At 65.4% G+C, this 20941-nt stretch carries 11 protein-coding genes and 1 tRNA gene; 6 read left to right on the forward strand and 6 right to left on the reverse strand.

Translation table 11 applies throughout. The features are described from left to right. The first annotated feature begins 165 nt into the window (after positions 1-165). Positions 166-239 (forward strand) — tRNA-Gly (locus tag ASE72_RS11755). A gap of 116 nt (positions 240-355) precedes the next feature. Here ASE72_RS11755 and ASE72_RS11760 read toward each other — a convergent pair. Together ASE72_RS11760 and ASE72_RS11765 are read right to left on the reverse strand one after the other, a co-directional pair. Continuing rightward, the gene (locus ASE72_RS11760; protein ID WP_200916241.1) at positions 356-1978 is read right to left on the reverse strand and encodes an OFA family MFS transporter; all 1623 of its coding nucleotides are present in this window, start codon (positions 1976-1978) and stop codon (positions 356-358) included. A 102-nt stretch (positions 1979-2080) separates the two neighbouring features. Next, positions 2081-2755 (reverse strand): fumarylacetoacetate hydrolase family protein, encoded by a 675-nt coding sequence (locus tag ASE72_RS11765; RefSeq protein WP_056021172.1) that lies wholly within the window; start codon positions 2753-2755, stop codon positions 2081-2083. Between the two features lie 198 nt (positions 2756-2953). Between ASE72_RS11765 and ASE72_RS11770 the strand changes: the two genes are divergently transcribed. Beyond that, positions 2954-4045 (forward strand): catalase family protein, encoded by a 1092-nt coding sequence (locus ASE72_RS11770; RefSeq protein WP_056021175.1) that lies wholly within the window; start codon positions 2954-2956, stop codon positions 4043-4045. Then, positions 4038-4811, forward strand: coding sequence for a metallophosphoesterase family protein (locus tag ASE72_RS11775; RefSeq protein WP_443024761.1), 774 nt, complete (start codon positions 4038-4040; stop codon positions 4809-4811). The genes ASE72_RS11770 and ASE72_RS11775 overlap by 8 nt, the downstream gene beginning before the upstream one ends. A gap of 91 nt (positions 4812-4902) precedes the next feature. Here the strand turns inward: ASE72_RS11775 and rpoC are convergent, their stop codons facing one another. Further along, positions 4903-9189, reverse strand: coding sequence for a DNA-directed RNA polymerase subunit beta' (rpoC, locus tag ASE72_RS11780; RefSeq protein WP_056021180.1), 4287 nt, complete (start codon positions 9187-9189; stop codon positions 4903-4905). A 162-nt stretch (positions 9190-9351) separates the two neighbouring features. Further along, complete coding sequence (rpoB, locus tag ASE72_RS11785) at positions 9352-13509, reverse strand: DNA-directed RNA polymerase subunit beta (protein WP_056021183.1); 4158 nt, start codon at positions 13507-13509, stop codon at positions 9352-9354. Positions 13510-14033: 524 nt separating this feature from the next. On the opposite strand from rpoB, the gene ASE72_RS11790 reads away from it, so the two are divergent. Together ASE72_RS11790 and ASE72_RS20275 are read left to right on the forward strand one after the other, a co-directional pair. Then, a complete protein-coding gene (locus ASE72_RS11790) occupies positions 14034-15284 on the forward strand; it encodes an EAL domain-containing protein (protein WP_056021185.1) in 1251 nt (416 codons plus the stop codon). Positions 15285-15398: 114 nt separating this feature from the next. Further along, positions 15399-16760 (forward strand): hypothetical protein, encoded by a 1362-nt coding sequence (locus ASE72_RS20275; protein WP_156350404.1) that lies wholly within the window; start codon positions 15399-15401, stop codon positions 16758-16760. Between the two features lie 219 nt (positions 16761-16979). On the opposite strand, the gene rplL is transcribed toward ASE72_RS20275, so the two are convergent. Together rplL and rplJ are read right to left on the reverse strand one after the other, a co-directional pair. Then, the gene (rplL, locus tag ASE72_RS11800) at positions 16980-17354 is read right to left on the reverse strand and encodes a 50S ribosomal protein L7/L12 (RefSeq protein ID WP_031392842.1); all 375 of its coding nucleotides are present in this window, start codon (positions 17352-17354) and stop codon (positions 16980-16982) included. 64 nt (positions 17355-17418) lie between these two features. After that, positions 17419-17934 (reverse strand): 50S ribosomal protein L10, encoded by a 516-nt coding sequence (gene rplJ, locus ASE72_RS11805; RefSeq protein WP_031392843.1) that lies wholly within the window; start codon positions 17932-17934, stop codon positions 17419-17421. A gap of 500 nt (positions 17935-18434) precedes the next feature. Here rplJ and ASE72_RS11810 point away from each other — a divergent pair, with 500 nt between their 5' ends. Beyond that, positions 18435-20939, forward strand: a complete 2505-nt coding sequence (locus ASE72_RS11810) for a PhoX family protein (RefSeq protein ID WP_056021187.1) — start codon at positions 18435-18437, stop codon at positions 20937-20939. The last annotated feature ends 2 nt before the right edge of the window (positions 20940-20941 follow it).

Below are 20941 nucleotides of genomic sequence, written 5' to 3' on the forward strand. Positions count from 1 at the left end.
GCGGTGACAGTTCAGTGACGTAGTCGTCACCCGTGTCGCGCGCGACCTGGATCGCGGCGCCGATCGCTCAGAAGCATCTTGCGCCGTCCGCGCCGAGCCGATAGACGCTCGCCATCGCAGTGCGATGCGGTTCGGCTGGTCGATCGACCAGCACGGATACGGCATGCGGGTGTAGCTCAATGGTAGAGCTTTTGCTTCCCAAGCAAGTGACGAGGGTTCGATTCCCTTCACCCGCTCCAGTCGCTGCGACAAAAAACCCGAGATCTGGAACGTTGGGCCGCAGGGCCGCAGGGCATCCTCTGAACGCGTCTGCGAAAGACGGGCGCCGCCTGTGTGAGACGGCGCCCGGGACAGGTTATTCGAACAGGATGACCGCCTTCGACACGGTCATGTAGATGCCCCACAGGATGGGGATCCCGACCGCGACCCAGGCGAACACGACCATGGGACTCGATCCGGTCTTCGCCTCGAGCGCTTCGGCCGCGGACGTCGACCCATCGACGGTGATGGGAGCGGGGGTTTCGTCCGCCGGCATGTGGAAACGGTCGGCGACCGGCTTGACGAACAGGTTCGCGACGAACCCCACGACGAGCATCGCGGCGAGCATCAGGAAAATCGGCTGATAGACCTGATCGCGCGGAATCCCCGCGGCGATCCGGCCGTCACGCATGTTGGCGACCAGCAGCGGCCCGACCACGCCGGCCGTCGACCATGCGGTCAGCAGGCGGCCATGGATCGCGCCGACGAACTTGGTCCCGAATATGTCCGCGAGATAGGCGGGCACCGTCGCGAAGCCGCCGCCATAGGTCGAGGCGAGGATGCAGAAGACGAGGATGAACAGGCCGAGGCTGCTGCCTGCCAGTGCGGGTGCCGCGATACCGTAGAGCACGGCACCGATCGCGAGGATGACCGCGTAGAGCGGCTTGCGGCCCAGGCGGTCGGAGAACCATGCCCAGAAGAAGCGACCACCGATGTTGAACAGGCTGATCGCACCGACGAAACCGGCGCCGACTGCGGCGGCTGCGACCTTCTGGCTTTCCGAAAACGCGGTGAAGATGACGCCGGGTGCATCGATCAGCCGCCCGCCGAATATCTCCTGCAGCATCGGCGAGGCAACGCCGATGATACCGATCGACGCCGAGACGTTGAGCAGCAGCACGACCCAGATGAGCCAGAATTGCGGCGTCTTGTGCGCATCCTTCAGATGGACATTGAAGCGGCTGATCGCGGCCTTCGCGTCGGTCGGCGCCGTCCAGCCGGCGGGCTTCCACCCATCGGCGGGCACACGATATCCAAGCGCGCCGGCCATCATGAACACGAAATAGATGACCGCGAGGACGAGGAACGTCTGCCAGACGCCAACGCCCGTGGGGCTGGCGAAATACTTCATCAGCGCGTTGGCGAGCGGGCTGCCGATCATCGCGCCGCCGCCAAAGCCCATGATCGCCATGCCCGTCGCCATCCCGCGGCGATCGGGAAACCATTTGATGAGCGTCGAGACGGGCGAGATATAGCCGAGACCGAGGCCGATGCCGCCGATCACGCCCGAGCCGAGCCAGATCAGCCATAATTGGTGCATCGACACGCCGATCGCGCCAATCCCCATGCCGCCGCACCAGCAAAAGGCCGCGACCACGCCAGCCTTGCGCGGACCCGCGCGCTCGAGCCAGCCACCCCAGATCGCGGCGGCCGCGCCGAGCACGACGAAGAACAGCGTATAGGTCCAGACAAGATCGCTGACCCGCCAGTCGCACGTCGTGGTCGTCAGCGCCTGCACGAGCGTCATGCTCTCGCAGACGACGGGATCGGTCATCCCGATCGCGCGCGACAGCGGCAGCCAGAAGACGCTGAAGCCATAGGCCATGCCGATGCACAGATGGATGGCGAGCGCACAGGGCGGGACCAGCCAGCGATTGAAGCCTGGCCTCGCCACCGTGCGTGCCCGGTCGAGCAGGCCCCCGGTCAATCCATCCGCCATGATCATCATCCTTTAGTTATTGCGATCACCCATGCGGGCGGATTGTACGAAAAGAAACCCGACTTAGGTCTCGGCCCGGGACAATCGCATGCGCCGCGACGATCAGTCGGCGAACCGGATCTCGAGTGGTTCGAGGTCGGCGATGGTTGCGCGAACGTGCTGGCCGGGCGTGATCGGGCCGACGCCGGCGGGGGTCCCGGTGAAGATCAGGTCGCCCGGCGCGAGCTCGACGAAGCGCGACAGCGCGGCGATCACCTCGGCTACCGACCAGATCATCATCGACAGATCACCGGCCTGCCGGGACTCGCCGTCGATCGTCAGCGCGATCGGTCCTGCCGCGGGCGGCGCACCGCGTGTCAGTGCCGCGATCGGGGCGGACCGGTCGAACCCCTTTGCCATGTCCCATGGGCGCCCTGCCTTTTTCGCAGCGCCCTGCAGGTCGCGCCGTGTCAGGTCGATGCCGACGGCATGGCCGAAGATCGTCGCGAGCGCGTCATCGGCAGTAATGTCCTTGCCGCCGGCACCGAGCGCGACGACGAGCTCGACCTCGTGATGCAGGTCCTGCGTCATGCTGGGATAGGGCAGCGTGCCGCCGCCCGGCACGACCGCATCCGCGGGCTTGGAGAAGAAGAACGGCTCCTGCCGCTCCGGATCGGAGCCCATCTCGCGCGCGTGATCGGCATAGTTCTGACCCACGCAGAAGATCCTGCGGACGGGAAAGCGATCGGTCGCGCCGGCGATTCCGATCGTGGGGGCGGTGACGACGGGACACTGCATATGGTTCTCCTCCGATAGCCCGGGCTCGGGTCGGAGCGCGTTGGACCGCGCGGCCCGGCATTGCAACGCTGTGCCAGCCCCGTCCGGCAGGGCGTCGCCCGGTGGGACGGCAACGGTGCGCGACCGTACGCAACGCGTTGAACGGGAACGCCGTGATAGGGCGGAGGGTTACGGCTAGGTAACGATAGGAGATTCGCCATGGCCACACAGCCCGTACGTTTTGACCCCTCGGTCGAGACGATCGCCGACGACGAGGCGGAGACGCTTGCATCGCTCAAGGACAGCTTTCGCGAGATTCTCGACACGACGTCGAAGGATTATGGCCATGCGGTCCGCGCCGTGCATGCCAAGGCGCACGGCATCGTCCGGGGCATGTTCACCGTCGCAGAGGGATTGCCCCCGGTCCTCGCGCAGGGAATCTTCGCGACGCCGGGCACGCACGACGCGATCCTGCGCATTTCGACCAACGCGGGCGATATCCTCGACGACAGCGTGAGCCTGCCGCGTGGCGTCGCGCTGAAGATCCTCGACGTCGAGGGAAGCCGGCTGCCGGGTGCGGAGAACGCGACCACGCAGGATTTCATCATGGTCAACGGACCGGCGTTTGCCGCGCCCGATGCCAAGGCATTCTCGAAGAACCTCAAGCTTTTGTCGAAGACGACGGATCGGCTCGATGGTCTCAAGAAGGCGATGTCGGCCACGCTGCGCGTCGTCGAATCCGCGCTGGAAGCCGTCGGCACCGAGTCGGCGACGCTGAAGACGATGGGGGGCGCCAAGCCCGTCCATCCGCTTGGTGAGACCTATTTCTCGCAGACGCCGTTCCGCTACGGCGCATATATCGCCAAGTTCGCGCTGTTCCCCGTCGCCCCGGAACTGACGCGGCTGACGGGTGACATCGTCGACATCACCGCGCGTCCCGATGCGCTGCGCGAAGTCGTGCGCGAGGAACTGATCGAGCATGGCGGCACGTGGGAATTGCGTGTGCAGCTCAACACCGATCTCGAGACGATGCCGATCGAGGATGCGTCGGCGGAATGGGACCAGGCGCAAAGTCCGTTCGTGACGGTCGGGAAACTGACCGTCGAACCGCAGGTGTCGTGGGAGAACGGCGCGAGCGAAATGACCGAGGATTCGCTATCGTTCAGCGTCTGGCACGGCGTCACCGATCACCAGCCGCTCGGCGGCATCAACCGTGCGCGCAAGGAAACCTACGAGCTGTCGGCGGATTTCCGGGGCTCGTTCAACGGCTGCCCGATCCATGAGCCGTCACGGATGTCCGACATTGCCTGACGAGGCGGGGCAGGGTGGTCGCGGCCTGACGCTGTTTCATGTCAGCGACGTGCATTTCGGTGCGGAGGACCCCGCGGCGATCGCGTGGTTCTCCGCTTGCGTGAAGGCGGAGCGTCCCGATGCGGTGATCATGACGGGCGACCTGACGATGCGCGCGACCAAGGCGGAGTTCCAGCAGGGCGGCGACTGGCTGCGAAGCCTCGGCGTGCCCGTGACGCTCGAGGTCGGCAACCACGACATCCCGTATTACTGGGACCCGTTCCGTCGCCTGTTCGCCCCCTATCAGCGTTATGCGGCGGTCGAGACGATGATTGAGCGGCCCCTCGAACTGCCCGGGATAACCATCGTCCCGCTCAAGACGACCGCGCGCGCACAATGGCGGTGGAACTGGTCGAAGGGGCGTGTGGGGTCGGGATCCCTGTCGCGTGCGCTCGCGCTAATGGGACAGGTGCCCGCGGGCAATCTGATCTTCGTCGCCGCGCATCATCCGTTGATCGAGGGCGGGACCAGCGCCACGGGCAAGACGCGCAACGGCGACGTCGCGCTGACCGCGCTGGCCGATGCGGGCGCGCATGCGGTGCTGTCGGGGCACGTCCATGATCCGTTCGACGTGCCGGTCGAGCGGAGCGGTCGGACCGTCCGCATGATCGGTGCCGGGACGTTGTCGAAGCGGACTCGCGGCAGCCCCGCGGCGTTCAACGAAATCCGCGTCACCGGCGGTGCGTTCGAAACGATCCCGCGGACGCTCGACACGATCCCCGCCTAGTCCGCGTCCGCCGCGACCGGGACCATGAAAAAGGCCGCCGCCCGGTTTCCCGGACGGCGGCCTTTTTGCCGTCAGCGTCTGACGCGCCCGATTACTCGGGCGTGTTCAGATAGTCGCCGGCATCCGCATCGGTGCCGGTGCCCGACGTCACGACGGTTGCGAGCGGGTCTTCACCTACGCCGCCGGCATCGCGCGGCGAGCGGGCCAGCTCGGCGTCATGCTCTTCCTTCGCCGACTTCGGTGCGACGATCGACGCTTCGGCCATCTTGCGCTGCGCGACGCGCATCGACGCATCGCGGCTGTTCGCCACGACCCGCAGACGGTTGAGGCCTGCGCCGGTGCCTGCCGGGATGAGCCGGCCGACGATGACGTTTTCCTTCAGGCCCATCAGCATGTCCTGCTTACCCTGGACAGCCGCCTCAGTGAGGACGCGCGTGGTTTCCTGGAACGATGCCGCCGAGATGAAGCTGCGGGTCTGCAGCGACGCCTTGGTGATACCGAGCAGGATGGGCTTGCCCTGTGCGCGTGCCTGCTTCTTGTCGAGCTTGTCGTTGGTCGCGTCCATTTCCTCGCGATCGACCTGCTCACCCTTGAGCAGCGTAGTGTCGCCGCCGTCGGTGATCTCGACCTTCTGCAGCATCTGACGAACGATCGTTTCGATGTGCTTGTCGTTGATCTTCACGCCCTGGAGACGATAGACCTCCTGGATTTCCGACACGAGATACTCGGCGAGGGGCTCGATACCCATCGTCTCGAGGATGTCGTGCGGATCGGGCGAGCCGCCGATCAGGTTGTCGCCGCGCTTGACGTAATCGCCTTCCTGCACGTCGATGACCTTCGACTTCGGCACCAGATACTCGACGACGTCGCCGCCATCCTCGGGCTGGATGCCGATCTTGCGCTTCGCCTTGTAATCCTTGCCGAACACGACGCGGCCCGAGATCTTGGCGATGATCGCCGAGTCCTTGGGGATACGCGCCTCGAACAGCTCGGCAACGCGCGGCAGACCACCGGTGATGTCGCGAGTCTTGGCGCTCTCGCGGCTGACGCGGGCCACGACGTCGCCGCCGAACACCTGTGCGCCATCCTCGACCGACAAGGTCGCACCGATCGCCAGCATGTAGCGGCCGGTCTCGCCCGACGTCTCGTCGAGCAGGGTCATGCGCGGACGCAGATCCTCCTTCGACTTGGTCGCCGCACGATATTCGATCACGACGCGCTGGGCGATGCCCGTGGCTTCGTCGGTCTGCTCGGTGAGCGTCTTGCCCTCGATCAGGTCGACATACTTGATCGTGCCCGGGTTCTCCGTGATCACCGGCATGGTGAACGGATCCCACTCGGCCATACGGTCGCCGCGCGACACGATGTGGCCATCGTCGAACAGCACATAGGCGCCGTACGGGATACGATCGACCGAGAGCTCGCGGCCGTCCATGTCGACGATCGCGATTTCGCCCGAGCGGCTGAGCACCACGCGACGGCCACGCTGGTCGACGATGATACGCAGATCGCGGAACTGCACCGTACCGTCGGCATGCGCCTCGAGGTTCGACGTCTCGTTGAGCTGCGCTGCACCACCGATGTGGAACGTACGCATCGTCAGCTGCGTGCCCGGCTCACCGATCGACTGCGCGGCGATGACGCCGACAGCTTCACCGATGTTCACCGGCGTACCGCGGGCGAGATCGCGCCCGTAGCACTTGCCGCAGACGCCGATCTTGGACTCGCAGACCAGCGGGCTGCGGATCTTGCACGACTGCGTGCCGAGGCCTTCGATCGTCGTGATCATCGGCTCGTCGAGCAGCGTGCCCGACGGGATGATGACCTTGCCGGTCTTCGGATCGACGATGTCCTCCGCGGTCGTACGACCGAGGATGCGCTCGCCGAGGCTTGCGATCGTCGAACCACCCTGAAGGATCGCCTTCATTTCGAGTGCGCGCGTGGTGCCGCAATCGGGTTCGATGATGACGCAATCCTGCGACACGTCGACCAGACGACGCGTGAGGTACCCCGAGTTCGCCGTCTTCAACGCCGTATCCGCAAGGCCCTTACGCGCGCCGTGGGTCGAGTTGAAGTATTCAAGGACGGTCAGGCCTTCCTTGAAGTTCGAGATGATCGGCGTCTCGATGATCTCGCCCGACGGCTTGGCCATCAGGCCGCGCATGCCGGCAAGCTGCTTGATCTGTGCCTGCGAACCGCGGGCACCCGAGTGGGCCATCATGTAGATCGAGTTGATCGGCTTTTCACGGCCGGTCTCCTTGTCGACCTTCACCGCACGGATCTCGTCCATCATGGCGTTCGCGACCTGGTCGCCGCAACGGCTCCAGGCGTCGATCACCTTGTTGTACTTCTCCTGCTGCGTGATCAGACCATCCTGATACTGCTGCTCGAAGTCCTTCACGAGCGCCTTGGTGTCGTCGACCAGACCAACCTTGGCGTCCGGAATGATCATGTCGTCCTTGCCGAACGAGATGCCGGCGCGGAACGCGTGGCGGAAGCCGAGCGTCATGATCGCGTCGGCGAACAGCACGGTCTCCTTCTGGCCGGTGTGACGATAGACCTCGTCGATCACGTCGCCCACGTCCTTCTTCGTGAGCAGGCGGTTGACGGTGTCGAACGGCACCTTGTGGCTGTGCGGCAGGCACTCGCCCAGCAGCATGCGGCCCGGCGTCGTCTCGTAGCGCTTGAGGTACTGCTTGCCCTTCTCATCGGTCTGCGGAACGCGGCTGATGATCTTGGTGTGCAGCGTGACCGACTGCGCGTTCAGTGCCTGATGCACTTCCGACATGTCGGAAATCATCATGCCCTGACCCGGCTCGTTCTCCTTCATCATCGACAGATAATAGAGGCCGAGGACCATGTCCTGCGACGGAACGATGATCGGCTTGCCGTTGGCGGGCGACAGGATGTTGTTCGTCGACATCATCAGGACGCGCGCTTCGAGCTGGGCCTCGAGGCTCAGCGGGACGTGCACGGCCATCTGATCGCCGTCGAAATCGGCGTTGAACGCGGAGCAGACCAGCGGGTGAAGCTGGATCGCCTTGCCCTCGATCAGCACCGGCTCGAACGCCTGGATGCCGAGACGGTGAAGCGTCGGCGCACGGTTCAGCATGACCGGATGCTCGCGGATCACCTCGTCCAGGATATCCCAGACTTCCTTGCGCTCCTTCTCGACCCACTTCTTCGCCTGCTTCAGGGTCATCGACAGACCCTTCGCGTCGAGACGTGCGTAGATGAACGGCTTGAACAGCTCGAGCGCCATCTTCTTCGGCAGGCCGCACTGGTGCAGCTTCAGCTCAGGCCCCGTCACGATGACCGAACGACCCGAATAGTCGACGCGCTTGCCGAGAAGGTTCTGGCGGAAGCGGCCCTGCTTGCCCTTGAGCATGTCGGACAGCGACTTGAGCGGACGCTTGTTGGCGCCCGTGATCGTGCGACCGCGGCGACCGTTATCGAACAATGCGTCGACGGCCTCCTGCAGCATGCGCTTCTCGTTGCGGACGATGATGTCGGGCGCGCGGAGCTCCATCAGGCGCTTCAGGCGGTTGTTGCGGTTGATCACGCGGCGGTACAGATCGTTCAGATCCGACGTCGCGAAACGACCACCGTCCAGCGGCACCAGCGGGCGCAGCTCGGGCGGGATGACCGGCACGACCTCGAGGATCATCCACTCGGGGCGGTTGCCCGAATCGATGAAGCTCTCGACGACCTTCAGCCGCTTGATGATCTTCTTCGGCTTCAGCTCGGACTTGGTGACCGCGAGCTCTTCGAGCAGCGTGGTACGCTCACCCTCGAGATCGAGCGACTCCAGCATGATGCGGACCGCTTCGGCACCGATACCGGCCGAGAACGCGTCCTCGCCATACTGGTCCTGCGCGTCGAGGAGCTCGTCCTCGGTCATCAGCTGGTACTTCTCGAGCGGGGTCAGGCCCGGCTCGATGACGATGTACGCCTCGAAGTACAGCACGCGCTCGAGCTGCTTCAACTGCATGTCGAGCAGCAGGCCGATGCGCGACGGCAGCGACTTCAGGAACCAGATGTGCGCGACCGGGGCGGCGAGCTCGATATGGCCCATCCGCTCACGCCGGACCTTCGAGACGGTGACTTCGACGCCGCACTTCTCGCAGACGATGCCCTTGTACTTCATGCGCTTGTACTTGCCGCACAGGCACTCGTAATCCTTGATCGGACCGAAGATGCGCGCGCAGAACAGGCCGTCACGCTCGGGCTTGAACGTGCGATAGTTGATGGTCTCGGGCTTCTTGATCTCGCCGAACGACCACGAACGGATCTTGTCGGGGGACGCGATGCCGATCTGGATCTGGTCGAACGTCTCGGTCTTGGCGACCGGATTGGCGAAGGGGGTCATCTCGTTCATATATTGATCCTTCCAACTCCCCTCCCGCAAGCGGGAGGGGAAGGGGCCCAAGCTCTTGCTTGGGAAGGGGTGGGCACCCGGTGCGATCTTGGCGCTCCATCACTGGCCGGGAGCCCACCCCCGGCCCCTCCCGCATGCGGGAGGGGAGCTATTAGCTGAGGCTTACTCCGCCGCGATCTGGATGCCGTCGCTGTCGAAGCCGGGCTCCGACTGCTTCAGGTCCACATTCAGGCCGAGCGAGCGCATTTCCTTGACGAGCACGTTGAAGCTCTCCGGGATGCCGGCCTCGAACGTGTCGTCGCCCTTGACGATCGCCTCGTAGACCTTGGTGCGGCCGACCACGTCGTCCGACTTCACCGTCAGCATTTCCTGCAAGGTATACGCCGCGCCGTAGGCCTGGAGCGCCCAGACCTCCATCTCGCCGAAGCGCTGGCCGCCGAACTGCGCCTTACCACCCAGCGGCTGCTGCGTGACCAACGAGTACGGCCCGATCGAGCGTGCGTGGATCTTGTCGTCGACCAGATGGTGGAGCTTGAGCATGTAGATATACCCAACCGTTACCTTGCGATCGAACTTGTCGCCGGTACGTCCGTCGAACAGGTCCGACTGGCCCGACGGGTCGAGACCCGCCAGTTCCAGCATCGCCGACACATCCGCTTCGCGCGCACCGTCGAACACCGGCGTCGCCATCGGCACGCCGCCCTTCAGGTTCTTGGCCAGCTCGACGATCTCGTCACCCGAACGGGCGTCGATCTCGGCGTGATACTGCTCGCCGTAAACGGTCTTGAGGCGATCGCGGACCGCTTCCGGCATCGCGCCGGCCTTGGCCTCGGGATTCTCCTCGCGCCACGTCTCGAGCGCCGCAGTGATCGACTGACCCAGGCCGCGTGCGGCCCAGCCCAGATGCGTCTCGAAGATCTGCCCGACGTTCATGCGCGACGGCACGCCCAGCGGGTTGAGCACGATATCGACCGGCGTCCCGTCGGCGAGGAACGGCATGTCCTCCGCCGGCAGGATGCGGCTGATGACGCCCTTGTTCCCGTGACGGCCGGCCATCTTGTCGCCCGGCTGCAGCTTGCGCTTCACCGCGACGAACACCTTGACCATCTTCAGCACGCCCGGCGACAGCTCGTCACCACGCTCCAGCTTCTCGCGACGATCGTGGAACTTGTCCGTGATCAGCTTGGCCGCATCGTCATACTGGATCTTGACCGCTTCCAGATCGCTCTGGATCTTGTCGTCGGCGACCGCGAACTTCCACCATTCGTGGCGGTCGACGCTGTCGAGCAGATCCATGTCGATCACGACGCCCTTCTTGACGCCCTTGGGCGCCGAGGTGGCCGTCTGGTCGAGCAGCATCTCGCGGAGACGCGACCACGTCGCACGGTTCAGGATGGAACGCTCGTCGTCCGAATCCTTCTTCAGGCGCTCGATCTCCTCGCGCTCGATCGCCATCGCGCGCTCGTCCTTGTCGATGCCGTGACGGTTGAAGACGCGAACGTCGACGACCGTACCCGACACGCCCGGCGGCAGGCGAAGCGACGTATCGCGCACGTCGCTGGCCTTCTCGCCGAAGATCGCACGGAGAAGCTTCTCCTCCGGCGTCATCGGCGATTCACCCTTCGGCGTGATCTTGCCCGCGAGAATATCGCCCGGCTCGACCTCTGCACCGATATACACGATGCCCGCCTCGTCGAGGTTGCGCAGCGCTTCCTCGCCGACGTTCGGAATGTCGCGCGTGATGTCCTCAGGCCCGAGCTTGGTGTCGCGGGCCATCACCTCGAACTCGTCGATATGGATCGACGTGAACACGTCGTCCTTCACGATCCGCTCGGAGATCAGGATCGAATCCTCGTAGTTGTAGCCGTTCCACGGCATGAACGCGACGAGGCTGTTGCGACCCAGCGCCAGCTCGCCGAACTCGGTCGACGGACCGTCGGCGAGCACGTCGCCGGCCTTCACCACGTCGCCCACCTTCACCAGCGGACGCTGGTTGATGCAGGTCGACTGGTTCGAGCGCTGGAACTTCATCAGCGTGTAGATGTCGACGCCCGACTTGCCGGCATCGATCTCGCCGGTAGCCCGGATCACGATACGCGCCGCGTCGACCTGGTCGACGATGCCCGCACGCTTGGCCGAGATCGCGGCGCCCGAATCGCGTGCCACGGTCTCTTCCATGCCGGTGCCGACGAACGGCGCCTCGGCCTGGACGAGCGGCACGGCCTGACGCTGCATGTTCGAGCCCATCAGTGCACGGTTGGCGTCATCGTTTTCCAGGAACGGAATGAGCGATGCGGCGACCGAGACGAGCTGCTTGGGGCTGACGTCCATCAGCGTGATGTTGTCGGGCAGCGCCATCAGGAATTCGCCTGCCTGACGCGACGAGACGAGCTCCTCGGTGAAGCCGCCGTCCGACGTCAGCTCGGCGTTGGCCTGCGCGATCGTGTGCTTGGCCTCTTCCATTGCCGACAGGTACACGACGTCGTCGGTCACCTTGTGGTCGACGACCTTGCGGTACGGCGTCTCGATGAAGCCGTACTTGTTGACGCGGCTGAACGACGCGAGGCTGTTGATCAGACCGATGTTCGGGCCTTCCGGCGTCTCGATCGGGCAGATGCGGCCATAATGCGTCGGGTGAACGTCGCGGACTTCGAAGCCAGCACGTTCCCGGGTAAGTCCACCTGGTCCAAGTGCCGACACGCGACGCTTGTGGGTGACTTCCGACAGCGGGTTGGTCTGATCCATGAACTGCGACAGCTGCGACGAGCCGAAGAATTCGCGGACCGCGGCAACCGCGGGCTTCGCGTTGATCAGGTCGTTCGGCATGACGGTCGAGACGTCGACCGACGACATGCGCTCCTTCACGGCGCGCTCCATGCGGAGCAGGCCGACGCGGTACTGGTTCTCGAGCAGCTCGCCGACCGAACGGACACGACGGTTACCGAGGTTGTCGATATCGTCGATCTCGCCCTTGCCGTCCTTGAGGTTCACGAGCGTCTTGATGACCTCGAGAATGTCCTCGGTACGCAGCGTCGTGACGGTGTCCTCGACGTCGAGGTCGAGACGCATGTTGAGCTTCACGCGGCCGACGGCCGACAGGTCGTAGCGATCCGGATCGAAGAAGAGACCCGAGAACAGCGCCTCGGCCGTCTCCAGCGTCGGCGGCTCGCCAGGGCGCATCACGCGGTAGATGTCGGACAGTGCCTGCTCGCGCTCTTCGGCCTTGTCGACCTTGAGCGTGTTGCGGATCCACGGACCCGTAGCAACGTGATCGATGTCGAGCAGCTCGAGACGCTCGATACCTGCCTGGTCGAGCAGTTCGAGGTTCTCGGCGGTCACTTCGTCACCGGCCTCGATGTAGATGCGGCCGGTCGACTCGTCGATCAGGTCGTATGCCGAATAGCGGCCGAAGATTTCCTCGGTCGGGATCAGCAGGTCGGTGAGACCGTCCTTGAACGCCTTGTTCGCCGCGCGGGGCGAAATCTTCTGGCCGTTCGGGAACACGACTTCGCCGGTCTTCGAATCGACGATGTCGAACATCGGCTTCTGGCCACGCCAGTTCTCGGCCTGGAACGGAACGATCCAGCCACCCTGGCCGCGGACGAACGTCACGCGGTTGTAGAAATAGTTGAGGATCTCTTCCGACGTCATGCCGAGCGCGTAGAGCAAAGCCGTCACGGGCAGCTTGCGCTTGCGATCGATGCGGACGTTGACGATGTCCTTGGCGTCGAACTCGAAATCGAGCCACGAACCGCGATACGGGATGACGCGCGCGGCGAACAGATACTTGCCCGATGCGTGCGTCTTGCCGCGATCATGATCGAACAGGACGCCCGGCGAGCGGTGCATCTGGCTGACGATGACGCGCTCGGTGCCGTTGATGAAGAACGTGCCGTTCTCGGTCATGAGCGGCATGTCGCCCATGTACACGTCCTGCTCCTTGATATCGATGACCGACTTGGCCTCGGTATCGGGATCGACCTCGAACGCGGTCAGACGCAGCGTGACGCGCATCGGCGCGGCATAGGTGATCCCGCGCTGGCGGCATTCCTCGACGTCGAACTTCGGCGGCTCAAGGACGTAATCGTCGAAATCGAGATAGGCGGTGCCGGCGAAATCCTGGATCGGGAACACGCTGCGCAGCGTCTTCTCGAGACCCGAGACATGGCCGATCGACTTGTCCGAACGCAGGAACTGCTCGTAGCTCTCGCGCTGGACCTCGATCAGGTTCGGCATCTGCACGACTTCGTGGATGTTGCCGAAAACCTTGCGGATGCGGCGCTTGGCCGTGCCGCCTTCGTTGATCGCCTTGGAAGCCATAGGTTATTTGCCCTCAATAAACTGACGGGTCAGCCGTAATTTCGTGCCCGGGAACCCCCGGACGGGACGTGCATTAACGACAAAAGGCCGCGCGCATCAGGTGCGGCGGCTTTCGGCGTATGAAACCCCGGCATCCAATACGATCGACATGCTGCGCGACGGCGTGTCATTTCCCGGATGCTGTGGTGAGAGGCCCATATAGGTGATGCGAACCGCGCTGTCAAAAGCCTCGTGCTGCAGTGTCTCGGGCGGCTCCCGTCGACGGTGCGGCGCGGACGCATCCCGGCCACCGGGACCGCGCGGCCGAATTGTAAAAATAAAAAGGGTTATTCGGCAACGTTTTGCTCATCGCCTGTTCCGACATTCGCCTCGCAACCGAGGAGAAGGGATGACAGTACTAATTCGGATCAGTAGGTGGGAAGGGTGTACCGGGACTGGCCCGTTGCCGCGACGAGCACGACGTTTGTGACCTCTCCCAAAACCATGCGCTCCAGCGCGACAGCGATACTCGCGCAGCAGGGGGCATGCCGGTGATCCACGAGAAGTTCCCGAAGCCCTTGCCGCCGATGCCCGGCCGGCTTTCGCCACTCCCGAGCGATGCCCGGACCGTGCCGGGATACGTCGTGCCGTATGCGAGCGGCCTGCCGCGGATCCTGTTCGTCCATGATTATGATCCCGTGTCGCGTCAGACCCAGGTGGAGCTTCGCGGCATCGGCTATCCGGTCGCGTGGATCGGCCGCGGCGAGGAGATCGCGGCGGGCGTTGCCTTTGGACCGGACGTGGTCGTCGGTGACCGTGCCGCGGTCGGCGGGCGTGTCGACGAGCTCCTCGCCGCGCTGGGTGGCACGTGCCCGATGGTCGTCATCAAGCCGGCTGCGCCTGCCGGGCGAGCGCCCGATCGGCGCCCCGCGGGCGGATCGCATCTCGTGCTCGGCGTGCTCGACCAGGCCTACAAGATGGACGCGCTGACGGAGATGCTGACGGCCGTCACGCCGCAGGAGCGCGACGCTGCGGTGCTCGAGCGAGCGATGCTCGATGCGCTGGCTGACGGACGCTGCCTGCTCGACAATCTCTATTACGACTTCCTGCCCAAGATCGATCTCCGCCGCGACACGATCGCCGGCTATGAGGCCCTGGCAAGGCTGCGCAACCTCCCGTCGATCAACCCGGAGATCCTGTTCACCGCGGTCATGGACCTGCCGCTTGAGATCGCGGCGACGCTCTGCGCGGTGCGGGCCGCGCTGACCCTGTGGCGTGCGCTCGCCATCGAACAGCGATCGGCGGCGGTCGCCGTGAACTGCAGCCAGGCGGTCCTCGCCGATCCGGGATTCCAGGAGGCGCTGCAACGCGAGGTCCGCGACCGCGCAGTGCCGGTCGGCGTATTGCTCATCGAGATCACCGAAGACGCCCGGCCCGTGCCGATCGCTGCCCTGGTCACCGACATGACGACGCTGCGCGAGGCCGGGATCCGGTTTTCGCTCGACGACTTCGGCAAGGGCGCGACGAACTTCGATCGTGTCTTCAACCTGCCGATCTCGGAAGTGAAGATCGACCGGGGGTTTTTCCGGCAATGTCTCGAACATCCCGATCGACTGGGCATTCTCGAGCAGGTGATCCGGTCGTGCCGGCAACGCGGCGTCCAGACCGTGATCGAAGGGATCGAGACCGACGAGCATCTCGTCGTCGCCAGACGACTGGGCGCGACGCTCGCGCAGGGCTTTTACTGGGGGCGGCCGATGCCGGCAGGGACGTTCGCGCATATCCGGCCCTATTGAGCGGCGGAGAGGCGGATCGTCTGGTCGTTCGTGCCGTGCAACTCATCGCATGCCGGCTTGCCGTCGTCCCGGGTTCCGGGTCCCCGCGCAGTCTTGCGTGAGGGAATTCCGACGATGTTGACCAAACCGGGTGGGGCAGGGCTGATCCCGCCGGCCATGCTTCTGCTGACCTTGGCGAGCGCGAGCAGCGCGCAGACCACGTCGCCGACCACGACCGAACCCGTGCGGGGCCTCGAAGCGCTGCAGGCGAATGGCAACACGCCGATCCCGGTCCCCGATACGCCGACACTCGTCCTGCCCAGTGCGGCGCGGCCTCCGCGCGATACTGCGACCCAGCGCCAGCCGCGGCAGGCCGCGCCGGCGTCGCCGACCGATCGGCAGCAGCGCGGATCCGAACCGGCGCCGGCAGCTCGCGAACCGCGTCCCGGCACGGGTAGCGACCGCGCCAATCCTGCGCCCGACGCGCGGCCTGCGTCACAGCCAGCGCGGGTCGAGCAGGACGTCCGCCAGCCCAACGAAGCGCGCGTGTCCGCGTCGGTGCCTGCGACCGCGCCGCCAGCCGGCTCGGCATCGGAACCGCAGACTCAGGTTGTACCGTCACCGGCGCCAGTCGCGCCCGCCGTGGAGCCGGCGGCTTCGTCGCAGACCTCCATCGCGGCCCCCGAAACCGGGCGGTCGATGCCCTTCTGGCTATGGCTCGCGGTGATCCCGCTGGTGTGCGGCGTCGTCTGGCTGCTGCAGCGCCGCCCCCGGACCGCAAAGCTCGAAGATCATCGGGCGGACGTGCGGGAAACGGCTGATCCAGCGCCGGACGCTTCGATCGTCCAGCCGCCTGCAGAAACCGGAGCGGGCGTTGCTGACACGCGGCCGTCGCCCCGGCCCGTCACGCCTGCGGTACCAGCCGCTGTCGCGATTCCACCAGCCGCAGCCGAGCCGGCCGCGCCACGCTTTCTCGAGCCGCGTGCGCCGGCGCGGGCACGCGCGCGACTTTCGGTCGAGCTTCGCCCGCTCCGGGCCGGTCTCAACCTGCTCAGCGCGACGGCCGAATGCCAGATCGTCGTCACGAACACGGGGGTCGAACCCGCAAGCGGCATTCGCATTCACGCGAGCCTGCTGACCGCGCATGCCGGGCAGGACGCGGATCTCGCAGCGATCAATGCGGCGCCGGTGACCCGGCCGGCGACCGCGCCCTTCGCGCTCGCCGCTGGCGAGAGCCGCGTGGTGCGGACGGTCTCGGCGATACCGCGCGATGCCATCCACGGCATGACCGCGGCGAACCGGCCGATGTTCGTGCCGATCGTCGCGGTCAACATCCTGTACGACAGTGGCGACGGTCCGGCGCAGACCGCGCGCGCCTGGGCGATCGGGGTCGAGCGCGTCGACTCCGCCAAGCTCGCGCCGTTCTGGCTCGATGCGCCCGCGCGGATGTACGATAACATCGCCGCACGTCCGCACGCGGTTGCCGTCGACCGCTGAGGTCGGCTGCGCCGTCGGGCTTCGGGCTGGCCAGTCGGCTCCCGCGCGGCTCGTCATGGCCGCAATAGAAAAAGGGCGACCCCATCGCTGGGGCCGCCCTTTTCTGTAGCTGCAGCCAGCAGGGGCAAAGCCCCTGCTTCGTCGGTCGGTGCAGGCACCGCCGGCCGGCCTTGCTGGAGTGCGATTTAGCCGAAGCTAAATCGCCTCTCCAGCTGCGGCTTACTTGACCTCGACGGTCGCGCCAGCTGCTTCGAGCTGTGCCTTGATCTTGGCGGCTTCGTCCTTCGACACGCCTTCCTTGACGGCCTTGGGAGCCGACTCGACCAGCGTCTTGGCTTCGGTCAGGCCGAGCGACGTGATCGCGCGGACTTCCTTGATGACGTTGATCTTCTTGCCACCGTCGCCGGTCAGGATGACGTCGAATTCGGTCTGCTCTTCTGCTGCAGGAGCAGCTGCGCCGCCGCCTGCTGCCGGTGCTGCAACCGCTGCTGCGGCCGAAACGCCCCACTTCTCTTCGAGCAGCTTCGAAAGCTCAGCTGCTTCGAGAACGGTCAGTTCGCTCAGGCTCTCAACGAGCGCGTTCAGGTCTGCCATGATAAATCTCCATCTCGGGGCATGTGCCCCATCAGTTCAAAAAGTAACGAAAGAGCCTGCAAGATCAGGCGGCTTCCTTCTCCGCGTAGGCGGAAAGCACGCGCGCGAGCTGCGCTGCCGGAGCCTGCGTGATCGTCGCCAGCTTCGTGGCAGGTGCCACGATGAGGCCGAGGATCTTGGCACGCAGTTCATCCAGCGAGGGCAGCGTTGCGAGCGCCTTCACACCGTCGACGTCGAGGGTCGTCGCGCCCATCGCCCCACCCACGATTTCGAACTTGTCGTTCGTCTTCGCGAATTCCACGGCCACCTTGGCGGCCGCGACGGGATCGATGGAGCTGGCCAGACCGACCGGACCCGTGAGCATGTCGCCCAGCGAGCTGTAGTCGGTGCCGTCCATGGCGATCTTGGCAAGCTTGTTCTTCGAGACCTTGTAGGTCGCGCCGGCGTCGCGCATCTTGTTCCGCAGCACAGTGGACTGTGCGACGGTCAGGCCGAGGTTGCGCGTCACAACGACGACGCCGACCTCGGAGAAGGTGCGGTTCAGCTCGGCTACGGCCGCGGTCTTTTGATCACGATCCATGCCATTCTCCACGTTTTCAGGTTCACCATTTGCACGGTGGACCCGGTTACTAACCGGAGGCGCAGACAAGCCCGCGCTTCCGGGTGTCTCGACAGGGCACCCATCAAAGTAATACTTTGATGGGATCCCAGATGGGGCATGGGAGAGGGGCGGCACGCAGATGGGCCGACAAAATCTCATTCCCCGTCTAGGTGGGAGATTAAGCGCCGGCAAACCCGGTGCACCCACTGTCTCGGACGGAGTTCGACGGGCAGGCCCGCCGAACGAAGCCGCCGCATAGACGAATCGCGGGCGAAGTCAACGTCCCGCCGATCGCGTTCCGGCAGGAAGCGTCCTTCCCCAACCCGCCGACTTATCCCCCGTGAGGACCGCACCATCGCCGCGCGACGCAAAACCGTAACCGAATCGACGTCGTGACGTCTTCATACCTTAACCGCGCTGCCTTTTTCACGCGCCACAAGGTCGGCGCAGAGGCCAGTCTGGCCGCTCCGGGGGGACGTATGAAGATTCCGACGAACGCAACCATGGCCTATCACGATGGCGACATCGACACGAACACCAGCGCCAATCCGCACCTCAACGACCTGATCGCGGTGCGCTATTCGCGGCGCCAGACGTTGATGGGCGGGCTGTCGGCGGCGACTGCGGCCGTGTTCGGTGGCATGTTGCTCGCCGGCTGCGACGAGGATTCCTCCGCGCGCGCGGTGACGATCGAGGCGGGATCGAGCGGCGCGACATCGGCGGGCAAGACCGTGACGCTGACGGGTACGGTGTCCTCGGGTACCGCGACGGGCGTCGGCTGGGCGCAGGTCAGCGGCCCCACGGTGACGCTCGCCAATGCCAATGCCGCCACGGCGACCTTCACCGCGCCGAGCGTCGCGACCGACACCGTCCTCAGCTTCACCTTTACCGGCACGAGCAGCGACAATATCCGCAGCGAGACGACGACCAGCGTCACGGTCAGCCCCGCGCGGCTCGACTTCACCGCGGTTCCCAAAAGTCTCGCGGACGTCGTCTCCGTGCCCGCCGGCTACAGCGTCACCGTGCTGTACCGCCTCGGCGATCCGATCGCGAGCGGCGTCGGGGCTTATGCCAATGACGGCAGCGACACCAACTTCGCGCGGCGCGCGGGCGACCATCACGACGGCATGAGCTATTTCGGTCTCGCCGCGACCGGGAGCACCCCCGACGCCAACAGCAACTCGCGCGGCCTGCTGGTGCTCAACCACGAGAATATCAGCCAGCCCTATCTGCACGTCAACGGCGCAACCAGCACCGGCGGCGCGATCGGCGTCGGCGGTGTCCGCCCGGAAGCCGAAGCGCTGAAGGAAATGGAATGCCACGGCGTCTCGGTGATCGAAATCAGCCGGTCGGCCATCGCGTGGAGCTATGTCCCCGCCTCGGCGCTCAACCGCCGTATCACGCCGCTGACGCCGATGAGCTTCAACGGCCCAGTCCGCGGCAACGCGCTGCTCCGGACGCGCTATTCGGCCGACGGCACCGCGGGTCGCGGGACGATCAACAATTGCGCGAACGGCACGATGCCGTGGCACACCTATCTCACCAACGAAGAAAACTGGGCGGGCTATTTCCGCCGCCAGTTCGGTGACGTCGCCGCACGCGGCGGTGCGACCGCCAAGCAGAATATCTCGCTCGCGCGCTATGGTATCCGCGAAACCGCGAATGCCACGACGTTCAACGGCAATTACGGCTGGGCGTCGGTCGTGCCGGCCGATCCCGCCAACACGCTCTATGCGCGCTGGAACGTCACCACGACCGCCGCGACCGATGCGACCGGCGATTTCCGCAACGAGGCGTTCCAATATGGCTGGGTAGTCGAGATCGATCCGTTCGATCCCGCCTCGACCCCGCGCAAGCGCACCGCGCTCGGCCGCATGAACCATGAGGGCTGCGAGATCGGCCGGACGATCGCGGGCATCAAGCCCGCCTTCTACATGGGCGACGATGCGCAGAACGAATATATCTACAAGTTCGTGTCCGCGACGCCCTGGTCGGCGGCAGACGCGACCGCGACCAACCGGCTCGCGATCGGCGACAAATATCTCGACTCGGGGACGCTCTACGTCGCCAAGCTCAACGCCGACGGGTCGGGCCAGTGGCTGCCGCTGGTGTTCGGGCAGGGGGTGCTGACCAGCGCCAACACGACCTATCCGTTTGCGGATCAGGCCGATGTGCTGATCAACGCGCGTCTGGCGGGCGATGTCCTGGGCGCGACCAAGATGGATCGTCCCGAATGGACCGCGGTGAACCCGGCGACGGGCGAGATGTACTGCACGCTGACCAACAACTCGTCGCGCACCGCGGGCAATGTCGATGCGTCGAACCCGCGCGCCTATACCGACCCCAAGACCACCGGCGGCCAGACGACGGGCAATGCCAACGGCCATGTCATCCGTCTGCGCGAGACCGGCGACACGTCGGAGGCGACCGCCTTCACCTGGGACATCTACGCGTTCGGTGCGGGCAGCGATCTCGACGCGACCAACATCAACCTGTCGGGGCTCGACGCGACCAACGACTTCTCGTCGCCCGATGGCCTGTGGTTCGGCCTGCCGAGCAATCCGACCGGCAACGTCACCCCGGTGATGTGGATCGAGACCGATGACGGCGCCTATACCGACGTCACCAACTGCATGCTGCTCGCGGCGATCCCGGGCCGTGTCGGCGACGGCGGCACGCGCGCCGTGACGAGCACGCTCGGCGGGACCAGCAACACCGTGACGACGCGGATCGGCAAGGCACCGGCCACGACGCTGCGCCGCTTCCTGGTCGGGCCGAAGGAATGCGAGATCACGGGCATCCACTCGACCCCGGACGGCCGCTCGCTGTTCGTCAACATCCAGCATCCCGGTGAGAATGGTGGCCCGACCAACATCACCAGCAGCTGGCCCGCGAACCAGGCCGGTGCGGTCGCGACCCCGTCGCGTCCGCGCTCGTCGACGATCGTCATCACCAAGAACGATGGCGGCATCATCGGGCTGTAAGC

Origin of the sequence: Sphingomonas sp. Leaf20 (assembly GCF_001421535.1) — a bacterium.
In the GTDB taxonomy this organism is placed as follows: Bacteria; Pseudomonadota; Alphaproteobacteria; order Sphingomonadales; family Sphingomonadaceae; genus Sphingomonas.

What these genes read in the sequence shown, in the direction of transcription:
- ASE72_RS11760 (WP_200916241.1), bottom strand. Translation starts at nt 1,978, where the DNA reads ATGGCGGATGGATTGACCGGGGGCCTGCTCGACCGGGCACGCACGGTG.
- ASE72_RS11765 (WP_056021172.1), bottom strand. Translation starts at nt 2,755, where the DNA reads ATGCAGTGTCCCGTCGTCACCGCCCCCACGATCGGAATCGCCGGCGCG.
- ASE72_RS11770 (WP_056021175.1), top strand. Translation starts at nt 2,954, where the DNA reads ATGGCCACACAGCCCGTACGTTTTGACCCCTCGGTCGAGACGATCGCC.
- rpoC (WP_056021180.1), bottom strand. Translation starts at nt 9,189, where the DNA reads ATGAACGAGATGACCCCCTTCGCCAATCCGGTCGCCAAGACCGAGACG.
- rpoB (WP_056021183.1), bottom strand. Translation starts at nt 13,509, where the DNA reads ATGGCTTCCAAGGCGATCAACGAAGGCGGCACGGCCAAGCGCCGCATC.
- ASE72_RS11790 (WP_056021185.1), top strand. Translation starts at nt 14,034, where the DNA reads ATGCCGGTGATCCACGAGAAGTTCCCGAAGCCCTTGCCGCCGATGCCC.
- ASE72_RS20275 (WP_156350404.1), top strand. Translation starts at nt 15,399, where the DNA reads ATGTTGACCAAACCGGGTGGGGCAGGGCTGATCCCGCCGGCCATGCTT.
- rplL (WP_031392842.1), bottom strand. Translation starts at nt 17,354, where the DNA reads ATGGCAGACCTGAACGCGCTCGTTGAGAGCCTGAGCGAACTGACCGTT.
- rplJ (WP_031392843.1), bottom strand. Translation starts at nt 17,934, where the DNA reads ATGGATCGTGATCAAAAGACCGCGGCCGTAGCCGAGCTGAACCGCACC.
- ASE72_RS11810 (WP_056021187.1), top strand. Translation starts at nt 18,435, where the DNA reads ATGAAGATTCCGACGAACGCAACCATGGCCTATCACGATGGCGACATC.